Origin of the sequence: Paracoccus haeundaensis (assembly GCF_006239215.1) — a bacterium.
Lineage (GTDB): Bacteria > Pseudomonadota > Alphaproteobacteria > Rhodobacterales > Rhodobacteraceae > Paracoccus > Paracoccus marcusii.
The window spans coordinates 1-15,064 of the sequence record NZ_VDDC01000029.1; the positions used below are offsets into that span (position 1 = coordinate 1).

15 protein-coding genes are annotated in these 15,064 nt (G+C 66.1%); 7 read left to right on the forward strand and 8 right to left on the reverse strand.

Going from position 1 to position 15,064, the window contains the following annotated elements:
• Nucleotides 1–504: 504 nt before the first annotated feature.
• The 7 genes from carB to FHD67_RS14960 all read right to left on the reverse strand — a co-directional run bounded on the left by carB (nt 505) and on the right by FHD67_RS14960 (nt 7,188).
• On the reverse strand, nt 505–3,843 hold the full coding sequence (gene carB / locus FHD67_RS14930; RefSeq protein ID WP_139599161.1) for a carbamoyl-phosphate synthase large subunit: 3,339 nt from the start codon (nt 3,841–3,843) through the stop codon (nt 505–507).
• A gap of 139 nt (nt 3,844–3,982) precedes the next feature.
• Nucleotides 3,983–4,756, reverse strand: coding sequence for a DUF1217 domain-containing protein (locus tag FHD67_RS14935; RefSeq protein WP_176695146.1), 774 nt, complete (start codon nt 4,754–4,756; stop codon nt 3,983–3,985).
• 7 nt (nt 4,757–4,763) lie between these two features.
• A complete protein-coding gene (gene flbT / locus FHD67_RS14940; protein ID WP_045982339.1) occupies nt 4,764–5,168 on the reverse strand; it encodes a flagellar biosynthesis repressor FlbT in 405 nt (134 codons plus the stop codon).
• Entirely contained in the window at nt 5,165–5,530 is a 366-nt protein-coding gene (gene flaF / locus FHD67_RS14945; protein WP_176695147.1) for a flagellar biosynthesis regulator FlaF, read from the reverse strand. Before flaF ends, flbT begins: the two co-directional genes overlap by 4 nt.
• 86 nt (nt 5,531–5,616) lie before the next feature.
• Complete coding sequence (locus tag FHD67_RS14950; protein WP_045982357.1) at nt 5,617–6,459, reverse strand: flagellin N-terminal helical domain-containing protein; 843 nt, start codon at nt 6,457–6,459, stop codon at nt 5,617–5,619.
• A 169-nt stretch (nt 6,460–6,628) separates the two neighbouring features.
• The gene (locus FHD67_RS14955) at nt 6,629–6,946 is read right to left on the reverse strand and encodes a hypothetical protein (RefSeq protein WP_046000601.1); all 318 of its coding nucleotides are present in this window, start codon (nt 6,944–6,946) and stop codon (nt 6,629–6,631) included.
• On the reverse strand, nt 6,943–7,188 hold the full coding sequence (locus FHD67_RS14960; protein WP_046000600.1) for a rod-binding protein: 246 nt from the start codon (nt 7,186–7,188) through the stop codon (nt 6,943–6,945). Before FHD67_RS14960 ends, FHD67_RS14955 begins: the two co-directional genes overlap by 4 nt.
• A 104-nt stretch (nt 7,189–7,292) precedes the next feature.
• Here FHD67_RS14960 and fliK point away from each other — a divergent pair, with 104 nt between their 5' ends.
• Nucleotides 7,293–8,555: a flagellar hook-length control protein FliK gene (gene fliK, locus FHD67_RS14965; RefSeq protein ID WP_139599164.1), complete on the forward strand. Its 1,263-nt coding sequence runs from the start codon at nt 7,293–7,295 to the stop codon at nt 8,553–8,555.
• 9 nt (nt 8,556–8,564) lie between these two features.
• Nucleotides 8,565–9,233 carry a flagellar hook capping FlgD N-terminal domain-containing protein gene (locus FHD67_RS14970; protein WP_045982334.1) on the forward strand — a complete coding sequence of 223 codons (669 nt, stop codon included), beginning with the start codon at nt 8,565–8,567 and terminating at the stop codon, nt 9,231–9,233.
• A gap of 117 nt (nt 9,234–9,350) precedes the next feature.
• Here the strand turns inward: FHD67_RS14970 and cbbR are convergent, their stop codons facing one another.
• Entirely contained in the window at nt 9,351–10,283 is a 933-nt protein-coding gene (gene cbbR, locus FHD67_RS14975; RefSeq protein ID WP_139599166.1) for a LysR family regulator CbbR, read from the reverse strand.
• Nucleotides 10,284–10,381: 98 nt separating this feature from the next.
• On the opposite strand from cbbR, the gene FHD67_RS14980 reads away from it, so the two are divergent.
• The 5 genes from FHD67_RS14980 (at nt 10,382) to cbbX (ending at nt 15,055) form a co-directional block, all read left to right on the forward strand.
• The gene (locus FHD67_RS14980) at nt 10,382–11,260 is read left to right on the forward strand and encodes an FIG domain-containing protein (protein ID WP_139599167.1); all 879 of its coding nucleotides are present in this window, start codon (nt 10,382–10,384) and stop codon (nt 11,258–11,260) included.
• A 7-nt stretch (nt 11,261–11,267) separates the two neighbouring features.
• The gene (locus FHD67_RS14985) at nt 11,268–12,140 is read left to right on the forward strand and encodes a phosphoribulokinase (protein ID WP_046000597.1); all 873 of its coding nucleotides are present in this window, start codon (nt 11,268–11,270) and stop codon (nt 12,138–12,140) included.
• A gap of 21 nt (nt 12,141–12,161) precedes the next feature.
• Nucleotides 12,162–13,622, forward strand: a complete 1,461-nt coding sequence (locus FHD67_RS14990) for a form I ribulose bisphosphate carboxylase large subunit (protein ID WP_218062322.1) — start codon at nt 12,162–12,164, stop codon at nt 13,620–13,622.
• 12 nt (nt 13,623–13,634) lie between these two features.
• A complete protein-coding gene (locus tag FHD67_RS14995; RefSeq protein ID WP_045982330.1) occupies nt 13,635–14,054 on the forward strand; it encodes a ribulose bisphosphate carboxylase small subunit in 420 nt (139 codons plus the stop codon).
• A 74-nt stretch (nt 14,055–14,128) separates the two neighbouring features.
• Entirely contained in the window at nt 14,129–15,055 is a 927-nt protein-coding gene (gene cbbX / locus FHD67_RS15000; protein WP_425467276.1) for a CbbX protein, read from the forward strand.
• Nucleotides 15,056–15,064: the final 9 nt, after the last annotated feature.

The window sequence follows — 15,064 nt, forward strand, 5'->3', positions numbered from 1 at the left end:
CACCCGCACAGAAACTGAAAATGGCTGCGTGAGTTCTACGACCAAACCCCGTTAAAACGGGGAGGATTACCCTACGAGGCTGTTCTGAGGATACAACAGTCTGAATTTGGCTCGATTTTTTCTCAAGGCACACAAAAAACACTCACCACGGGAAAAAAATTGGGTTCTCAAAGTCGCGCCTCCTTCGAGAAGGTCGCGCGCATCGCATCAGCAGACGATGCAGCCGTCAATCGGACGATCTGCCGAGCTTTGGTTGAATCGGGCTTAATATCAAGCTTTGATGTCGAAGTAGCGTTACCCGGCAAATATGCCGTCCGGTCTGACATTTTGGCTCAAACCGAGGGTGGGCCAATACGCATTGAGATGATGTGGCGAACAAGGACAGGTCGCGCGGACATTGCCAACTACACACTCAAGAAGCTGGAGGTATATGGAAAAGCTATTGGTCTTCTTGATTAAACGTGCCGTTCGCCGGGTAGGGATGCCCCTGCCCGGCAGTTAACTTCAAGCCTGCAGCGACCTCACGCCGACTTCCCCTTCCTCCCGGGACTTGATCGCTGCCACGGCGGCGATGCTGCCTGCGGCCGTGGTGAAATAGGGGATCTTGTCGTAGAGGGCAACGGCGCGGATGTCGCGGCTGTCGGCGATGGCCTGGACGCCCTCGGTCGTGTTCAGGACCATCGCGATCTCGTCGTTCTTGAGGCGATCGACGATGTTCGGGCGGCCTTCATAGACCTTGTTCACGCGGGTGGACGCCACGCCCTGCGCATCCAGGAAATCGGCGGTGCCCGAGGTTGCGACCAGATCGAAGCCCATCGTCACCAGGTCGCGGGCGGCTTGCGCCAGGGCGGGCGTCTTGTCGGCATCCTTGACGGATAGGAAGACGCGGCCGGTGGTCGGCAGGTCGGTGCCCGCGCCCATCTGCGCCTTGAGGAAGGCGCGCGCGAAGTTGCGGTCCCAGCCCATGACTTCGCCGGTCGAGCGCATTTCCGGGCCCAGAAGCGTGTCGACGCCGGGGAAGCGGGCGAAGGGCAGCACGGCCTCCTTGACCGAGAACCAGGGTGTGATCGGGTCGGCCAGCGTCATCGGGTCGGCAAAGGGCAGGTCGGTTTCCGGGCCAACGCCTTCGGGATAGGGCGCACGTGCGGGGAAGTTCGACATGGGCTCGCCCGCCATCAGCCGCGCGGCGATCGAGGCAATGGCGCTGTCCGTGGCCTTGGCGACGAAGGGCACGGTGCGGCTGGCCCGCGGATTGACCTCCAACACGAAGATCTCTCCGTCCTTCAGGGCGAACTGTACGTTCATCAGGCCTTTGACCTTGAGCGCACGGGCCATGGCCGTGGTCTGGACCTTGAGTTCCGCGACGGTCGCCGCATCCAGCGTATGGGGCGGCAGCGAACAGGCACTGTCGCCCGAATGGACGCCGGCCTCCTCGATATGCTCCATGATGCCCGCGACATGGACGGTCTCGCCGTCGCACAGGGCGTCGACGTCGACCTCGATCGCGCCGGACAGATAGCTGTCCAGCAGGACCGGACTTTTCCCGCTGACCGTCACGGCCTCGGTGATGTAGCGGCGCAGGTGGTCCATGTCGCGCACGATCTCCATCGCGCGGCCGCCCAGGACATAGGACGGGCGGATGACCAGCGGAAAGCCGATACGCTCGGCGATCTCGATGGCTTGGGCGTCGCTGCTGGCGATGCCGTTGATCGGTTGCTTGAGGCCCAGATCCTGCAGCAGGCGCTGGAACCGCTCGCGGTCCTCGGCCAGGTCGATGGCGTCGGGGGTCGTGCCCAGGATCGGGATACCCTCATCCTGCAGCGCATTGGCCAGCTTCAGCGGCGTCTGGCCACCGAACTGGACGATGACGCCGTGCAGGGTACCGTTCTGCTGTTCGGTATGCAGGATCTCCAGCACGTGTTCGAAGGTTAGCGGTTCGAAATACAGCCGGTCCGAGGTGTCGTAATCGGTGCTGACTGTTTCTGGATTGCAGTTGATCATGATCGTCTCGTAGCCCGCCTTCGTCAGCGCATAGCAGGCGTGGCAGCAGCAATAGTCGAACTCGATCCCCTGGCCGATGCGGTTCGGACCGCCGCCCAGGATGACGACCTTTTTCGCGTCGGTGGGGCGGGATTCGCATTCCACGTCGCCCATCGCAGGCGCCTCGTAGGTGGAATACATGTAGGGGGTCTGGGCCTCGAACTCGGCCGCGCAGGTGTCGATGCGCTTGAACACCGGACGGATGTCCAGGTTGCGCCGGGCGCGGCGGGCCGTGGTCTCGTCGGTCTTGGTCAGGTGGGCCAGACGGGCATCGGTAAAGCCCATCATCTTGATGCGGCGCATCCCGTCGGCATCGGTCGGCAGGCCGTTCTCGCGGATCTGATGCTCGACATCGATGATCTCGCGGATGCGGGCCAGGAACCACGGGTCAAAGCTGGTGACGCGGTGGATCTCGTCATCGGACAGGCCGAACCGCATCGCCTCGGCGATGACGCGGATGCGGTCGGGGGTGGCCTTGGACAGGGCGGCGATGACGGCGGGCTTGCCCTGCTCGGACGCGCCCTCGATGGCGATCTCGTCCAGGCCGGTCAGGCCGTTCTCCATCGAGGCCAGCGCCTTCTGCAGCGATTCGTGGAAGCTGCGGCCGATCGCCATGACCTCGCCCACGGACTTCATCGCGGTGGTCAGGTCGGGCTTGCTGCCCGGAAACTTCTCGAACGCAAAGCGCGGGATCTTGGTCACGACATAATCGATGCTGGGCTCGAAGCTCGCGGGCGTGACGCGGGTGATGTCGTTGTCCAGCTCGTCCAGCGTGTATCCAACCGCCAGCTTCGCGGCGATCTTGGCGATCGGAAAGCCGGTGGCCTTGGAGGCTAGCGCGGACGACCGCGATACGCGGGGGTTCATCTCGATCACGACCATGCGGCCGTCGGCGGGGTTCACTGCCCATTGCACATTGGAACCGCCAGTCTCGACGCCGATCTCACGCAGGACCGCGATGCTGGCCGTGCGCATGATCTGGTATTCGCGGTCGGTCAGGGTCAGGGCCGGGGCGACGGTCATGCTGTCGCCGGTATGCACGCCCATCGGGTCGATGTTCTCGATCGCGCAGACGATGATGGCGTTGTCGTTGCGATCCCGCACGACCTCCATCTCGTATTCCTTCCAGCCCAGCAGGCTTTCGTCGATCAGAACCTGCGCCATGGGCGAGGCGTCCAGGCCCGACCGGACGATGCGTTCGTAATCGTCGCGGTTATAGGCCACGCCGCCGCCGGTGCCGCCCAGGGTGAAGGCCGGGCGGATGATCGCGGGCAGGCCGATCTCCTCCAGCGCGTCCATCGCCTGGCTGACGCCGGCATTGATGTCGTATTTGCCCGATGCCAGCTTGGGGGCGGCGATGATCGTGGCCTTGGGATTCTCCAGGCCGATGCGGTCCATCGCCTCGCGGAACAGCTTGCGGTCCTCGGCCATCTCGATGGCGCTGCGCTGCGCGCCGATCAACTCGACCCCATAGCGGTTCAGCGCGCCGCTGTCGGCCAGGGCCAGCGCGGTATTCAGCCCGGTCTGACCGCCCATCGTCGGCAGCAAGGCGTCGGGGCGTTCCTTGGCAATGATCTTTTCGACGATCTCGGGGGTGATCGGCTCGATATAGGTGGCATCGGCCATTTCCGGATCGGTCATGATCGTCGCCGGGTTCGAGTTCACCAGGATGACCCGGTAACCTTCCTCGCGCAGCGCCTTGCAGGCCTGGGCCCCGGAATAGTCGAACTCGCAGGCCTGCCCGATGACGATGGGCCCTGCCCCGATGATCAGGATCGACTTGATATCGGTACGTTTCGGCATGGTTCTGGCCCCCGGGCTGGTCGTGCATCGATCGCGGCAAATCGTCCGGGGTTATAGCCAGCCACGCCTTGGGCGCAAGGTGCGGCGGGCCGCTGGCGCGTGGAAATCAGGCTTTGCCCGCCGCCAGGGTGACGCAGGGTCAGAAGTTCTGCAACAGGGTCAGCGCCGCGCTGTAGCGATTGGCCGTCGGCGATGTGGTCAGCTGCGATCGCGCCATGAAGGTCTGGATCAGCTTCTCCACGTTCTCGGGCTTGGAAATGTCCTTGAAGCTGGAACTGCCCAGCAGCCTCTCCGAAGCCTTAGTGTATTCCTCCAGCTGGCGGTCGATCGGCAGTCGGGCATAGTTGTCGCCGAACCCGAACGCGCCCTGAAAGACCTTGCGCAGTGGGGCGTTGCCGATGACCTCGAACCACAGGGTCCGGTCGGTCGAGGTGCGGCCTGCCAGCTCCTGCACCTCGCGCCGGGCATTCAGGCTAAGACGCAGGTTGTCGTCGCTTTCACCGATGCGCCGTTCGAATTCACGCTGCACAAAGGCGGTGCTGATGGTGTCGGCCAGATCCTTGGCGGGCTTCGTCGACCCAAAGCCCATCGCCTCGTTCATGCGCAGATAGCGCTTGTCGGCCAGACGGTTGACCAGCGACGACTTGTCCGCGGGATCGCTTTCCAGAACCTTCTGGATGAAGGCCTTGTTGGGCAGGTCCGCCTCCAGCCCGAAGGCCGAAAGCGTTGTGCTCAAAAGGCGGTAATCCTTGACCAACTCCTCGGCCTTGGTGGTGGCCGCGATGTTGTCACGAAAGTAGGTCGTGCTGCGCTGAACCACAGGGTCGCGGGCAACGGATTCGATCTGCCGGGCCTCGGTTCGCTGGACGATCTTCCAGCCCAGCAGACCCGTGGCGCCGACAGAGATGGTCATGATACCCTCACGTCCGGGCGGCGGCGAACAGCCGCGCCTCACGAGGCAGCAGATCGCGCAGCTTGCGCAATGCCTGATAGGCGTTCGCATCGACCGCGGCGGCACTGGCCTCGGCCAACAGCAGGCGGCTGTCGCGATCGTCGAACACCTGGCTCAATTGTTCGATGGCGATCAGCAACTGCCGGCGGCCCTCGGACGGTTCGGCATCGCCGGACAGGATCATCTGCGCGACATACATCGCGCGTGACACCGGCGTCTGGGCGCTGTCGGGGTGGATCGCATCGCGCAGGCGCAGGACGTTCACATTGGGCGTCTTGATCGCGATCTTGGTGCGACGGTCGCCGTTCTCGATCACCGCGCCGTTGATCAGCACGCGTTCGTTCGGTGCCAGCTTGAGGACGAGGCCGCTCATGGTGCGCCCTCTCCGCGCAGACCGCGCATGACGGTCATGTTGATGTCGATCAGCGGATCGGTCTGGGCGCTGCCCGCCATCACGGCCTGACCGTGGCGGATGGCAAATCCCGCCAACGAAATCAGGCCGGCCTTGACCTGGTCAGGCAGCCCGTTACCGGGATCGGCAAGGTCGGTTGCCAGGATCGTCCACAGTTCGGAATTCTTGTGCACCGCCTGGATGGTATCGGTGTTGTCGGCCTTTCGCGGGGCCTGCCGCAGCATGCGCGTGACGCGCGAGAAGATGTCGTACTCCGCATCGCGCGGAGAGCGGATGGCGGATGTCCTGTAGCCATGTTCGGTCAGTGGCGTTACCGCGTTCAAGATCGTGCTTCCCATTCTGGAGTGTGATCAGGGGCTGAATGATATTCAGAGGGTGGCGGGCGCCCTTGGGGCGCCCGCCGGTCTTATCAGCGGAACAGCGACATGACGGCCGACGGCCCCTGGTTGGCGATCGACAGCGCCTGGATGCCCAGCTGCTGCTGCGTCTGCAGGGCCTGAAGGCGAGCCGACGACTCCTCCATGTCGGCGTCGACCAGCGAGCCGATGCCGGTTTTCAGCGAGTCCGACAGCTTGCCCACGAAGCTGGACTGGTCAGAGATCCGCTTGCCGGCCGAACCCAGATCGGCGGCACCCTGAACAGCGACGTCGATCAGGGCCTCGATCTCGCCGATCGCGGTTTCGGCCGAGGCACGGTCGGTGACCGCGGTCAGACCGGCGACATCCAGGCCTGCCTCGAAGTCGACCGAGTCGACCTCGATGTTGGCAGCACCGGTGGCCACGGTGCCGTTGGTGCGGTCCAGCGAACCCAGAACCGTGAAGGCGGTGTTGGTGCCGGTCGGGTTCGTCTTCAGCAGGTTGACGCCGTTCAGCTGCGTCCCCTCGATGATCGCGGTGATCTGCTCGACCTTCTTCGCCATATCCGTCTGGATCTTGCCGAAGTCAGCAGCGTCGTTGGCACCGCCGATCGCCAGGTTCTTCATCTCCTTCAGCAGATCGGTGATCTGCTCGGCGCCAGCGCGGGCGGTTCCCACCACGGCGTCGGCTACGTTCAGGTTCGACTGGATCGTCTTGAATGCCGATTGGTCGGTTTCCATGACTTTCGAGATCGCCCAGACGGCAGCGTTGTCCTTGGCGTTCGCGACGGTCTTGCCGGTCGCGATGTCGGACTGGGTTTTACCCAGCTGCGAGTTGATGCTCTTCAGGGTCTGCAGCGCGACCATGGCGCTGTTGTTGGTCAGAATGCTGGACATGGTGTCCTCCAATATAAGGTGCTTTGCACCCAGTTTGCATCTTGTGGCCTTCTGACCTGTCGGGCGGTTGCCCTTGCCATTTCCCTGGCATGTCCCCGGTTTAGCGGCCGGTTATTGACAACTAGTGAATATCGGCCCTCCTCTCAAACAAACCTTCCGACGCATTTTATCAAAACCTTTGCGGTGCATTCGCGCGGGTTTCATTCACGTGGCGCTGACCCAGGGAATCATAGGTCTGCAGGCTGCGCGCGGCCTGGACGATGGCGCGCACCTGTTCGGCCGCCTGCTGCGCGCCCTTGAGCGAGGCCTGTGCCAGCGTGCGCAGGTCGGCCAAGGCGGGCTCCAGCAGATCACGGGTGGGGGTGTCGATGCCCCTGCGCGCGGCGATGCGGGTCAGTTCGTCCAATCCTGCCAGCGCGGCCTGTGCATTTCCGGCCATCAGCGCGCCGCGGATCTGGGCCACCTGGCGGGTCAGGGCGCGGCTCATGCGCGGCCCTCCAGCATGGCGGCAAACCCCAGGTCCAGGCGTTCCGCCAACAGCCCCGCATGTTCGCGCGTCAGGAAGCTGGAGAACTGCTCCTCTCCGGCGCCGCCGGAAAAGGCGCCTTCGGACGGGCCGGGGCCGCAATATTTCAGCATCTCCTCCAGAAATGCCTGTTCAAGTTGATTCGCGACGGCCACGGACGAGGGCTTTTGAGCCGCCGTGGGAATAATCGGTTCGATCTGCATTCTGTCCCCGCTGCATATGACGATAGGATTCAAAATATCGGGGCGTCGTAAATAATTGGTAAGGAATAAGGACTAATCAGGAAAAAACCCAAAGAGGCTTTTTCATGGCTGACATCCAGATCATATCGCCCATGCCCGCCCGCGCCGATGTCTCCGTCGATGCGGCGACACCTGTTCCCGTGACGGGCGAATCGGGTTTCGATGTCTGGTCGGCTGGCGCGATGGTACCAGCCGCCCCGACGGCCGCGGTGCCGGCACCACCGCAGGACCCGCTTGCGGCATGGCTAGAGCAGCAGATGGGCTTCAGCGGAGAGTTCAGCGCACCGCCCGGTACCGATCCCGCGATCGAGGCGCTGGCGGCAGGCCTTCCGCAGCTGCCAGCGCCCGAGATTGACGAATCAGCCAACATTCAGGGCGGTGATCCTTTGGCCAGCCTGCTGCCCGTGGACGCACGGACATCCGATGCGAGCCTGATCGGCGATGCGGTTCCAACGGCACCGCAATCGACCGACCCGACGACCCCTGCTGCGACTGATCCCGCGGACGCGCCGGCTGTGCAGACCGCAGTCGCGCCGACCACGACCCCCATCGTCGCTGCAGGCGTCACGCAGCAGGCCGCCAACCCGGCCCCCACCCTGCCTGGGGCAAACGCCGCACAGGTGGCCCCGGTCCATGGCGGCGGCCAGCCTGTCGCGCCGGCGCGCCCGGGCCGTCCGATCACGGCGACCGAGAGCGCCGCGACCGCCCGTCCCGTCGATGCCAGCCCGAGCAACGCCGCCCCGCCCCCGGTCGACCGGGCGGCACCGGACCGTCCGGCGCCAACGGTGGCCCGCGACCCGATCACTGCCGCTCGGTCCGAGATCGCCCTGCCCGCAGGCCTTGCGGAGACCTTGGCCGAATTGCCGTTCGGCACCGATTCGCACACCCCCGCCGCCGCACGGGCCACTGCCGCTGCCGGGTCCGGCTGGCAGGCTGCGTCGCACGATCCGCGCCCCGTGCTGCAGCAGGTCACCGACGCGCTGGTCAGCACCCGTGGCGACCGGACCGAGATCGCCCTGTCCCCCGAGGAGCTGGGCCGCATCCGCCTGGTCATGTCGGGCCCAGATCGCGGCCAGATCACCATCTGGGCCGAGCGCCCCGAGACGCTGGACCTGGTGCGCCGCAACGCGGACCTGCTGACGCAGCAGCTAGCCGATGCGGGCGTGTCCGCGGGCAGTCTGGATTTCCGCCGCGACGACCGCAGCGACAGCCAGCCTGCGCAGGGCCGTGCCAGCGATGACGACGACATTCCCTTTTCGGCCGCCCCCTTGCGGGTCCGCATGTCGCCCACCGCGTTGAGCGACCGCCGCCTGGACATCAGATTATAGGAGCCTTTCATGGTTGACGCGATCACCAGCCCGACAGTGACCATTCCCGCGGCCACCCCCTCTGCGGCAGGCGCGGGCGGGTTCGCAGGCGCCGGCGCGGGAGGGGACTTTCAGACGTTCCTGACCATGCTGACCGCGCAGCTGCAGAACCAGGATCCCCTGAACCCTATGGAAAGCACAGACTTTGCGATCCAGCTGGCGACGTTCGCCGGGGTCGAACAGGCGGCGCTGAGCAACAAGTTCCTGGAGCAGATGGCCGGGCAGGCGGGTGGTGCGGGCATCGCGGGCTGGATCGGCAAGGAGGGGCGGACCACCGCCCCGGTCTGGTTCGGCGACGACGCCATCACCCTGGACGTGGTGCCGCATTCCCTGGCCGACAGCGTGCAGCTGGTCACCCGCGACGCGCAAGGCCGCGAGGTGACGCGCGAGGAGATCGGCCCCGGAGAGGGCCAGATCGACTGGCTGGGCCGCAGCGCCGACGACACCAAGCTGCCTGACGGGCTGTACAGCTTTACGTTGGAGAGCCGGCGCGGCGGCGAGATGATCCTGGAGAGCAAGGTCGGCGCCTACGCCCGCATCGTCGAGGCGCAGTTCGACGCCAGCGGTGGGCGGGTCGTGTTCGAAGGCGGCGCCTCTGCCCCGGCGGGAGAGGTCACGGCCCTGCGCGACGCCGGCTGACGGATCAGCGTTAAGAGGCGGTGTCGGTGGATTAGGGGAACGGCCCGCCATAGCGGCCGGCCGTTCGTATTTGCCCGGGCGACGGCCGCACGACAACACGACCCGGAACCGGCAAGATCAGCCGCGCCCCTCCAGACGCGGCAGGAAGCTGCCGCCAAGACCCGCGATGGCCGCGCGGATGCGTTCGGTGGCCGGACTGGGCGCGCGGTCGGCGCGGTGCAGCAGGTACCAGCTGCGCTGGATGGGCAGGCCGATGGCCTGCAGCGCAACCAGGCGGCCGGTGCGCAATTCCTCCGTGCAGGTATGCTGAGAGATCAGCGCGATCCCCAGGCCCGCGATCACCGCCTGCTTAATCGTCTCATTCGTGCCCATCTCGGTCGCGCGCCAGGGCGTACCTTCGCCGATGCGGTCCAGAAAGCGGGTCATCAGGATGCGGGTGCCGGACCCCTCCTCGCGCGACAGGAAGGTCTGGGACAAGAGGTCCATCGGCATCACCGGGTCCTGGGCCGCCAGCGGATGGTCGGGTGCCGCGATGATGATGTGCGGATGCGGCCCGACGGGGGCGGCGATCACGGCGGGTTCGCGCGGCGGGCGGCCCATGATCGCCAGGTCCAGCTCATCCGCGGCCAGCGCGGCCAGGATCGCGTCGCGGTTGCCGATCCGCAGCGTCACCTCGATCCGCGGCAGGGCGCGTTGCAGCGTGGCGACCAGGAACGGCGCGAAATACTTGCCGGTGGACACCACCCCCAGGACCACGTTGCCGCTGTGCCCCTGGGCCAGGGACGCGACCTCGCGCCCAGCGCGGGCCAGTGCGGTGGCGATCTGGGCCTCTGCCATCAGCAGGGCACGACCCTGTGCGGTGGCGCGAAACGCCCCGTGCTCGGCGCGCTGCAGCAACGGCGCCCCAGCCAGATCCTCCAGCGATTTCAGCTGACTGTGAATGGCGGGCGGGCTGAGGCCCAGCTGCGCCGCGGCCAGGGTCAGGCTGCCGCTGTCGGCGACCGCGCGCAGGGCGCGCAATTGGCGCAGGGTGACGGCATCATGGCGCATCTTAAGTTTTCCTGAATGCGTCTTTCACCTTATTAAATTTTCCGAAACGTGGGCGCCTGTCAATGTCCCCTGGCAGCACTCGTGCCGGGGAGGGGACGATGACCGAAGCGACCATCGACACGGACCTGATCCCGGCCGATCTGCACGCCTGCCTGGATGATCTGGCGCGCCACCTGGCCACCGGGGCTGCGCTGCGAGGCAAGGGGCTGCGCTGGATCAGCCGGGCGGATCAGGCCACGCCCGAAGGGGGCGATCCGCGGGGCGCGCTGGCCTTGGCCATCGCGCATTCGCCGCCCGACCAGCCTGATGCCAATGCCCCCACGGGCACCCTGTTCGCGATCTTCGACGCGGCGGCCACGGCCGAGGACAGCTTTCTGCGCCCCGCGCGGCAGATGCGGGCGGCGGGATACGTGATGCACGGACCGCGCTGCCTGATGGTGCTGACCTGCGGCGACGGCGTGCAGGTGCAGGCGCTGGACGGGTGGGCCTTCGCCATCGAACGGGCGCGGGCCACCCTGCCCGACACCGTGCGCGACCTGGCCATCGACATGTCGCAGTACCGCCACTGGCCCCGCCCCGTGCGGGCCTATGTCGACGACTGCCTGGCCGGCGTTCAGGGCCCGCGCGGACGGACCATCGACCTGCGCTGGACCCCGTCGCTGGTGGCCGAGGCGCATCGGATCCTGATGCGCGGGGGCATCTACCTTGCGCCCGCGGATGCGCGGTCGGGGCATGCGCGGGGCAGCCTGTCGATGCTGCACCAGGCGGCGCCCATCGCGTTCCTGATCGAACAGGCCGGGGGACGGGCGACGGACGGCGCGCTGCCGATCCTGGACGCGGTGATCACCGGGTTCGACAGCCGCACGCCGCTGGTCTTCGGCTGCGTCGACAAGGTCGACCGCGTCGCCGCCTATCACGATCTGCCCGAGGCCGAGGTGTCGGCCCTGTTCGGCCATCGCGGCCTGTTCCGCACCTGAGGACGCCATGAGCCACAAGCATCCCATCATTTCGGTCACCGGCAGTTCGGGCGCGGGCACCACCACGGTCAAGTCGACCTTCGACCAGATCTTTCGCCGCGAGGGCATCACCGCCGTCAGCATCGAGGGCGATGCCTTCCACCGCTATGACCGCGCCGCGATGAAGGCCGAACTGGCCGCGCGGCTGGCCGCGGGCGACGCGACCTTCAGCCATTTCAGCTTCGACGCCAACGAACTGCAGGCGCTGGAGGAGATCTTTCGCGTCTATGGCGAAACGGGGCGCGGCCAGACCCGCCATTACGTCCATGACGACCGCGAGGCGGAACGCTGGGGCACCCCGCCCGGCACCTTCACGGACTGGGCCCCCTTTCCCGACGGCAGCGACCTGCTGTTCTATGAGGGGCTGCACGGGGCGGTGGCCAACGACAGCGTCAACCTGGCCGCGCTGGCCGACCTGAAGATCGGCGTGGTGCCGGTGATCAACCTGGAATGGATCCAGAAGATCCACCGCGACAGCGCCCAGCGCGGCTATTCGACCGAGGCCGTGACCGACACCATCCTGCGGCGCATGCACGCCTATGTGCACTGCATCTGTCCCCAGTTCACCCAGACCGACATCAATTTCCAGCGGGTGCCGGTCGTCGACACGTCGAACCCGTTCATCGCCCGCTGGATCCCCACCGCCGACGAAAGCCTGGTGGTGATCCGGTTCCGCAACCCGAGGGGCATCGATTTTCCCTATCTGACCCAGATGATCGACGGATCCTGGATGAGCCGCGCCAACTCGATCGTCGTGCCCGGCCCAAAGATGGACCTGGCGATGCAGCTGATCCTGACGCCGATGATCCTGCGCCTGACCCATGACGCCAAGCGCGCCTGACCCTTTCACGGAGGACTGACCATGAACGAGATGCCAGCCAAGTTGGACGCGAAAAAGCGGTACTCTGCCGGGGTGCTGAAATACGCGCAGATGGGATACTGGGAGCCGGACTATACCCCCAAGGACACCGACATCATCGCGCTGTTCCGCATCACGCCGCAGGACGGGGTGGACGCGGTCGAGGCCGCGGCGGCGGTGGCGGGCGAAAGCAGCACCGCGACCTGGACCGTGGTCTGGACCGACCGGCTGACCGCCTGCGACAAGTACCGCGCCAAGGCCTATCGCGTGGACCCCGTCCCCAACGGCCGCGGAGAGTTCTTTGCCTACATCGCCTATGACCTTGACCTGTTCGAGGGGGGCAGCATCGCCAACCTGACCGCGTCGATCATCGGCAACGTCTTCGGCTTCAAGCCGCTGAAGGCCCTGCGGCTGGAGGACATGCGCCTGCCCGTGGCCTATGTGAAGACGTTCCAGGGTCCCGCCACCGGCATCGTGGTCGAGCGCGAGCGCCTGAACTGCTATGGCCGCCCGCTGCTGGGTGCCACGGTCAAGCCCAAGCTGGGCCTGTCGGGCCGGAACTATGGCCGCGTCGTCTATGAGGCGCTGAAGGGCGGTCTTGATTTCACCAAGGACGACGAGAACATCAACAGCCAGCCCTTCATGCATTGGCGGGACCGGTTCCTGTACTGCATGGAGGCGGTGAACCGCGCCAGCGCCGCGACCGGAGAGGTCAAGGGGACGTACCTGAACGTCACCGCCGGCACGATGGAGGAGATGTACGCGCGGGCCGAGTTCGCGAAATCGCTTGGGTCGGTGATCGTGATGATCGACCTGGTGATCGGGTACACCGCGATCCAGTCGATGGCCAAATGGGCGCGCGACAACGACATGATCCTGCACCTGCACCGGGCCGGGCATTCGACCTATACCCGCCAGCGCAGCCACGGCGTCAGCTTTCGCGTGATCGCGAAATGGATGCGCCTGGCCGGCGTCGATCACCTGCACGCAGGCACCGTCGTGGGCAAGCTGGAGGGCGATCCGGCGACCACCAGGGGATATTACGACATCTTCCGCGAGGAGCGGAATCCCATGGCGCTGGAGAACGGGATCTTCTTCGACCAGGAATGGGCCAGCCTGAACAAGATGATGCCGGTGGCGTCGGGCGGCATCCATGCCGGCCAGATGCACCAGCTGCTGCATTACCTGGGCGAGGATGTCGTGCTGCAGTTCGGCGGCGGCACGATCGGCCACCCCCACGGCATCGCCGCCGGCGCGCAGGCCAACCGCGTCGCGCTGGAGGCGATGGTATTCGCGCGCAATTCGGGCCGCGACATCTGGAACGAGGGCGAGGACATCCTGCGCGACGCCGCCCGCACCTGCACGCCGCTGAAGCAGGCCCTGGATGTCTGGAAGGACGTCAGCTTCGACTATGCCTCGACCGATGCGCCCGATTTCGCGCCCACCCCCGAAGTGTCCCACTGAGGAGCCAGAGCCATGAAGATGACCCAAGGCCAGTTCAGCTTTCTGCCCGACCTGTCGGATGACGACATCCGCGTGCAGGCCCAGTACGCCATCGACAGGGGCTGGGCGGTATCGGTCGAATACACCGACGATCCGCATCCCCGGAACACCTATTGGGAGATGTGGGGCCACCCGATGTTCGACAATCCCGACGCCGCGGCGGTGGTGTTCGAGGTCAACGAATGCCGCAAGGTGCATGGCGGGGTCTATATCCGCGTCATCGCCTTCGATGCCTCGCCCGGATGGGAATCGATCCGCATGGCGATGATCGTGAACCGACCGGCGGTGGAACCGGGCTTTCGGCTGGTGCGCCAGGAGGGCGAGGGCCGGACGGTCCGATACAGCATCGAGAGCTATGCCATGCGCGAGCCCGAGGGCGCCCGCTATCCCTGAGAGGTTGCTCCTCCGCAGGGCCAGGTCCGGGCGGTGTCCTCCCATCGCCCGGACGCATTCCATGAAAGAGGTGCATGATGACCGAAGACGTCCCGACCCATGTCGACCTTGCCCAAGATTTTGCCGACAGCGGCGTGGCCGAGGTCCTGGCCGAACTGGACCGGGAGCTGGTGGGCCTGGCCCCCGTCAAGGCGCGCATCCGCGAGACGGCGGCGCTGCTGCTGGTCGACCGGGCGCGGCGGCGGCTGGGCCTGGCGACCGAGACGCCGACCCTGCACATGAGCTTCACCGGCAATCCCGGCACCGGCAAGACGACCGTTGCGCTGAAGATGGCCACGCTGCTGCACAGGCTGGGCTATGTCCGCAAGGGGCACCTTGTGACCGTCACGCGCGATGACCTGATGGGCCAGTATATCGGCCATACCGCGCCCAAGACCAAGGAGGTCCTGAAGAAGGCGATGGGGGGCGTGCTGTTCATCGACGAGGCGTATTACCTCTACCGGGCCGAGAACGAGCGCGACTATGGGCAGGAGGCGATCGAGATCCTGCTGCAGGTGATGGAGAACAACCGCGACGACCTGGTGGTGATCCTGGCGGGCTATGGCGACCGGATGGACCGGTTCTTTGCCTCGAACCCCGGGTTCCGGTCGCGGATCGCCCATCACATCGAGTTTCCGGACTACAGCGACGACGAGCTGCTGCACATCTGCGAAGGCATGCTGGCGCGGCAGAACTATCGCCTGGACGACGCGGCCCGCACCGCGATGGGCCAGTACATCGCCGCGCGGCGCACGCAGCCGCATTTCGCGAACGCCCGGTCGATCCGGAACGCGCTGGACCGCGCCCGGCTGCGGCAGGCGAACCGTCTGTTCACCGAGGCGCAGGGGCCGCTGGACGCCGCCGCCCTATCCACGCTGAGCGCGCCGGACATCCGCGCCAGCCGGGTCTTCGACGGCGGTCTTGACGTGGACCGCGCCAGCAGGCAGGCCGCAGCGGAGTGAACCCCGCCC

What these genes read in the sequence shown, in the direction of transcription:
- FHD67_RS14955 (WP_046000601.1), bottom strand. Translation starts at nt 6,946, where the DNA reads ATGAGCCGCGCCCTGACCCGCCAGGTGGCCCAGATCCGCGGCGCGCTG.
- fliK (WP_139599164.1), top strand. Translation starts at nt 7,293, where the DNA reads ATGGCTGACATCCAGATCATATCGCCCATGCCCGCCCGCGCCGATGTC.
- FHD67_RS14990 (WP_218062322.1), top strand. Translation starts at nt 12,162, where the DNA reads ATGAACGAGATGCCAGCCAAGTTGGACGCGAAAAAGCGGTACTCTGCC.
- FHD67_RS14970 (WP_045982334.1), top strand. Translation starts at nt 8,565, where the DNA reads ATGGTTGACGCGATCACCAGCCCGACAGTGACCATTCCCGCGGCCACC.
- carB (WP_139599161.1), bottom strand. Translation starts at nt 3,843, where the DNA reads ATGCCGAAACGTACCGATATCAAGTCGATCCTGATCATCGGGGCAGGG.
- FHD67_RS14960 (WP_046000600.1), bottom strand. Translation starts at nt 7,188, where the DNA reads ATGCAGATCGAACCGATTATTCCCACGGCGGCTCAAAAGCCCTCGTCC.
- FHD67_RS14980 (WP_139599167.1), top strand. Translation starts at nt 10,382, where the DNA reads ATGACCGAAGCGACCATCGACACGGACCTGATCCCGGCCGATCTGCAC.
- FHD67_RS14995 (WP_045982330.1), top strand. Translation starts at nt 13,635, where the DNA reads ATGAAGATGACCCAAGGCCAGTTCAGCTTTCTGCCCGACCTGTCGGAT.
- FHD67_RS14935 (WP_176695146.1), bottom strand. Translation starts at nt 4,756, where the DNA reads ATGACCATCTCTGTCGGCGCCACGGGTCTGCTGGGCTGGAAGATCGTC.
- FHD67_RS14985 (WP_046000597.1), top strand. Translation starts at nt 11,268, where the DNA reads ATGAGCCACAAGCATCCCATCATTTCGGTCACCGGCAGTTCGGGCGCG.
- flbT (WP_045982339.1), bottom strand. Translation starts at nt 5,168, where the DNA reads ATGAGCGGCCTCGTCCTCAAGCTGGCACCGAACGAACGCGTGCTGATC.
- FHD67_RS14950 (WP_045982357.1), bottom strand. Translation starts at nt 6,459, where the DNA reads ATGTCCAGCATTCTGACCAACAACAGCGCCATGGTCGCGCTGCAGACC.
- cbbX (WP_425467276.1), top strand. Translation starts at nt 14,129, where the DNA reads ATGATGACCGAAGACGTCCCGACCCATGTCGACCTTGCCCAAGATTTT.
- cbbR (WP_139599166.1), bottom strand. Translation starts at nt 10,283, where the DNA reads ATGCGCCATGATGCCGTCACCCTGCGCCAATTGCGCGCCCTGCGCGCG.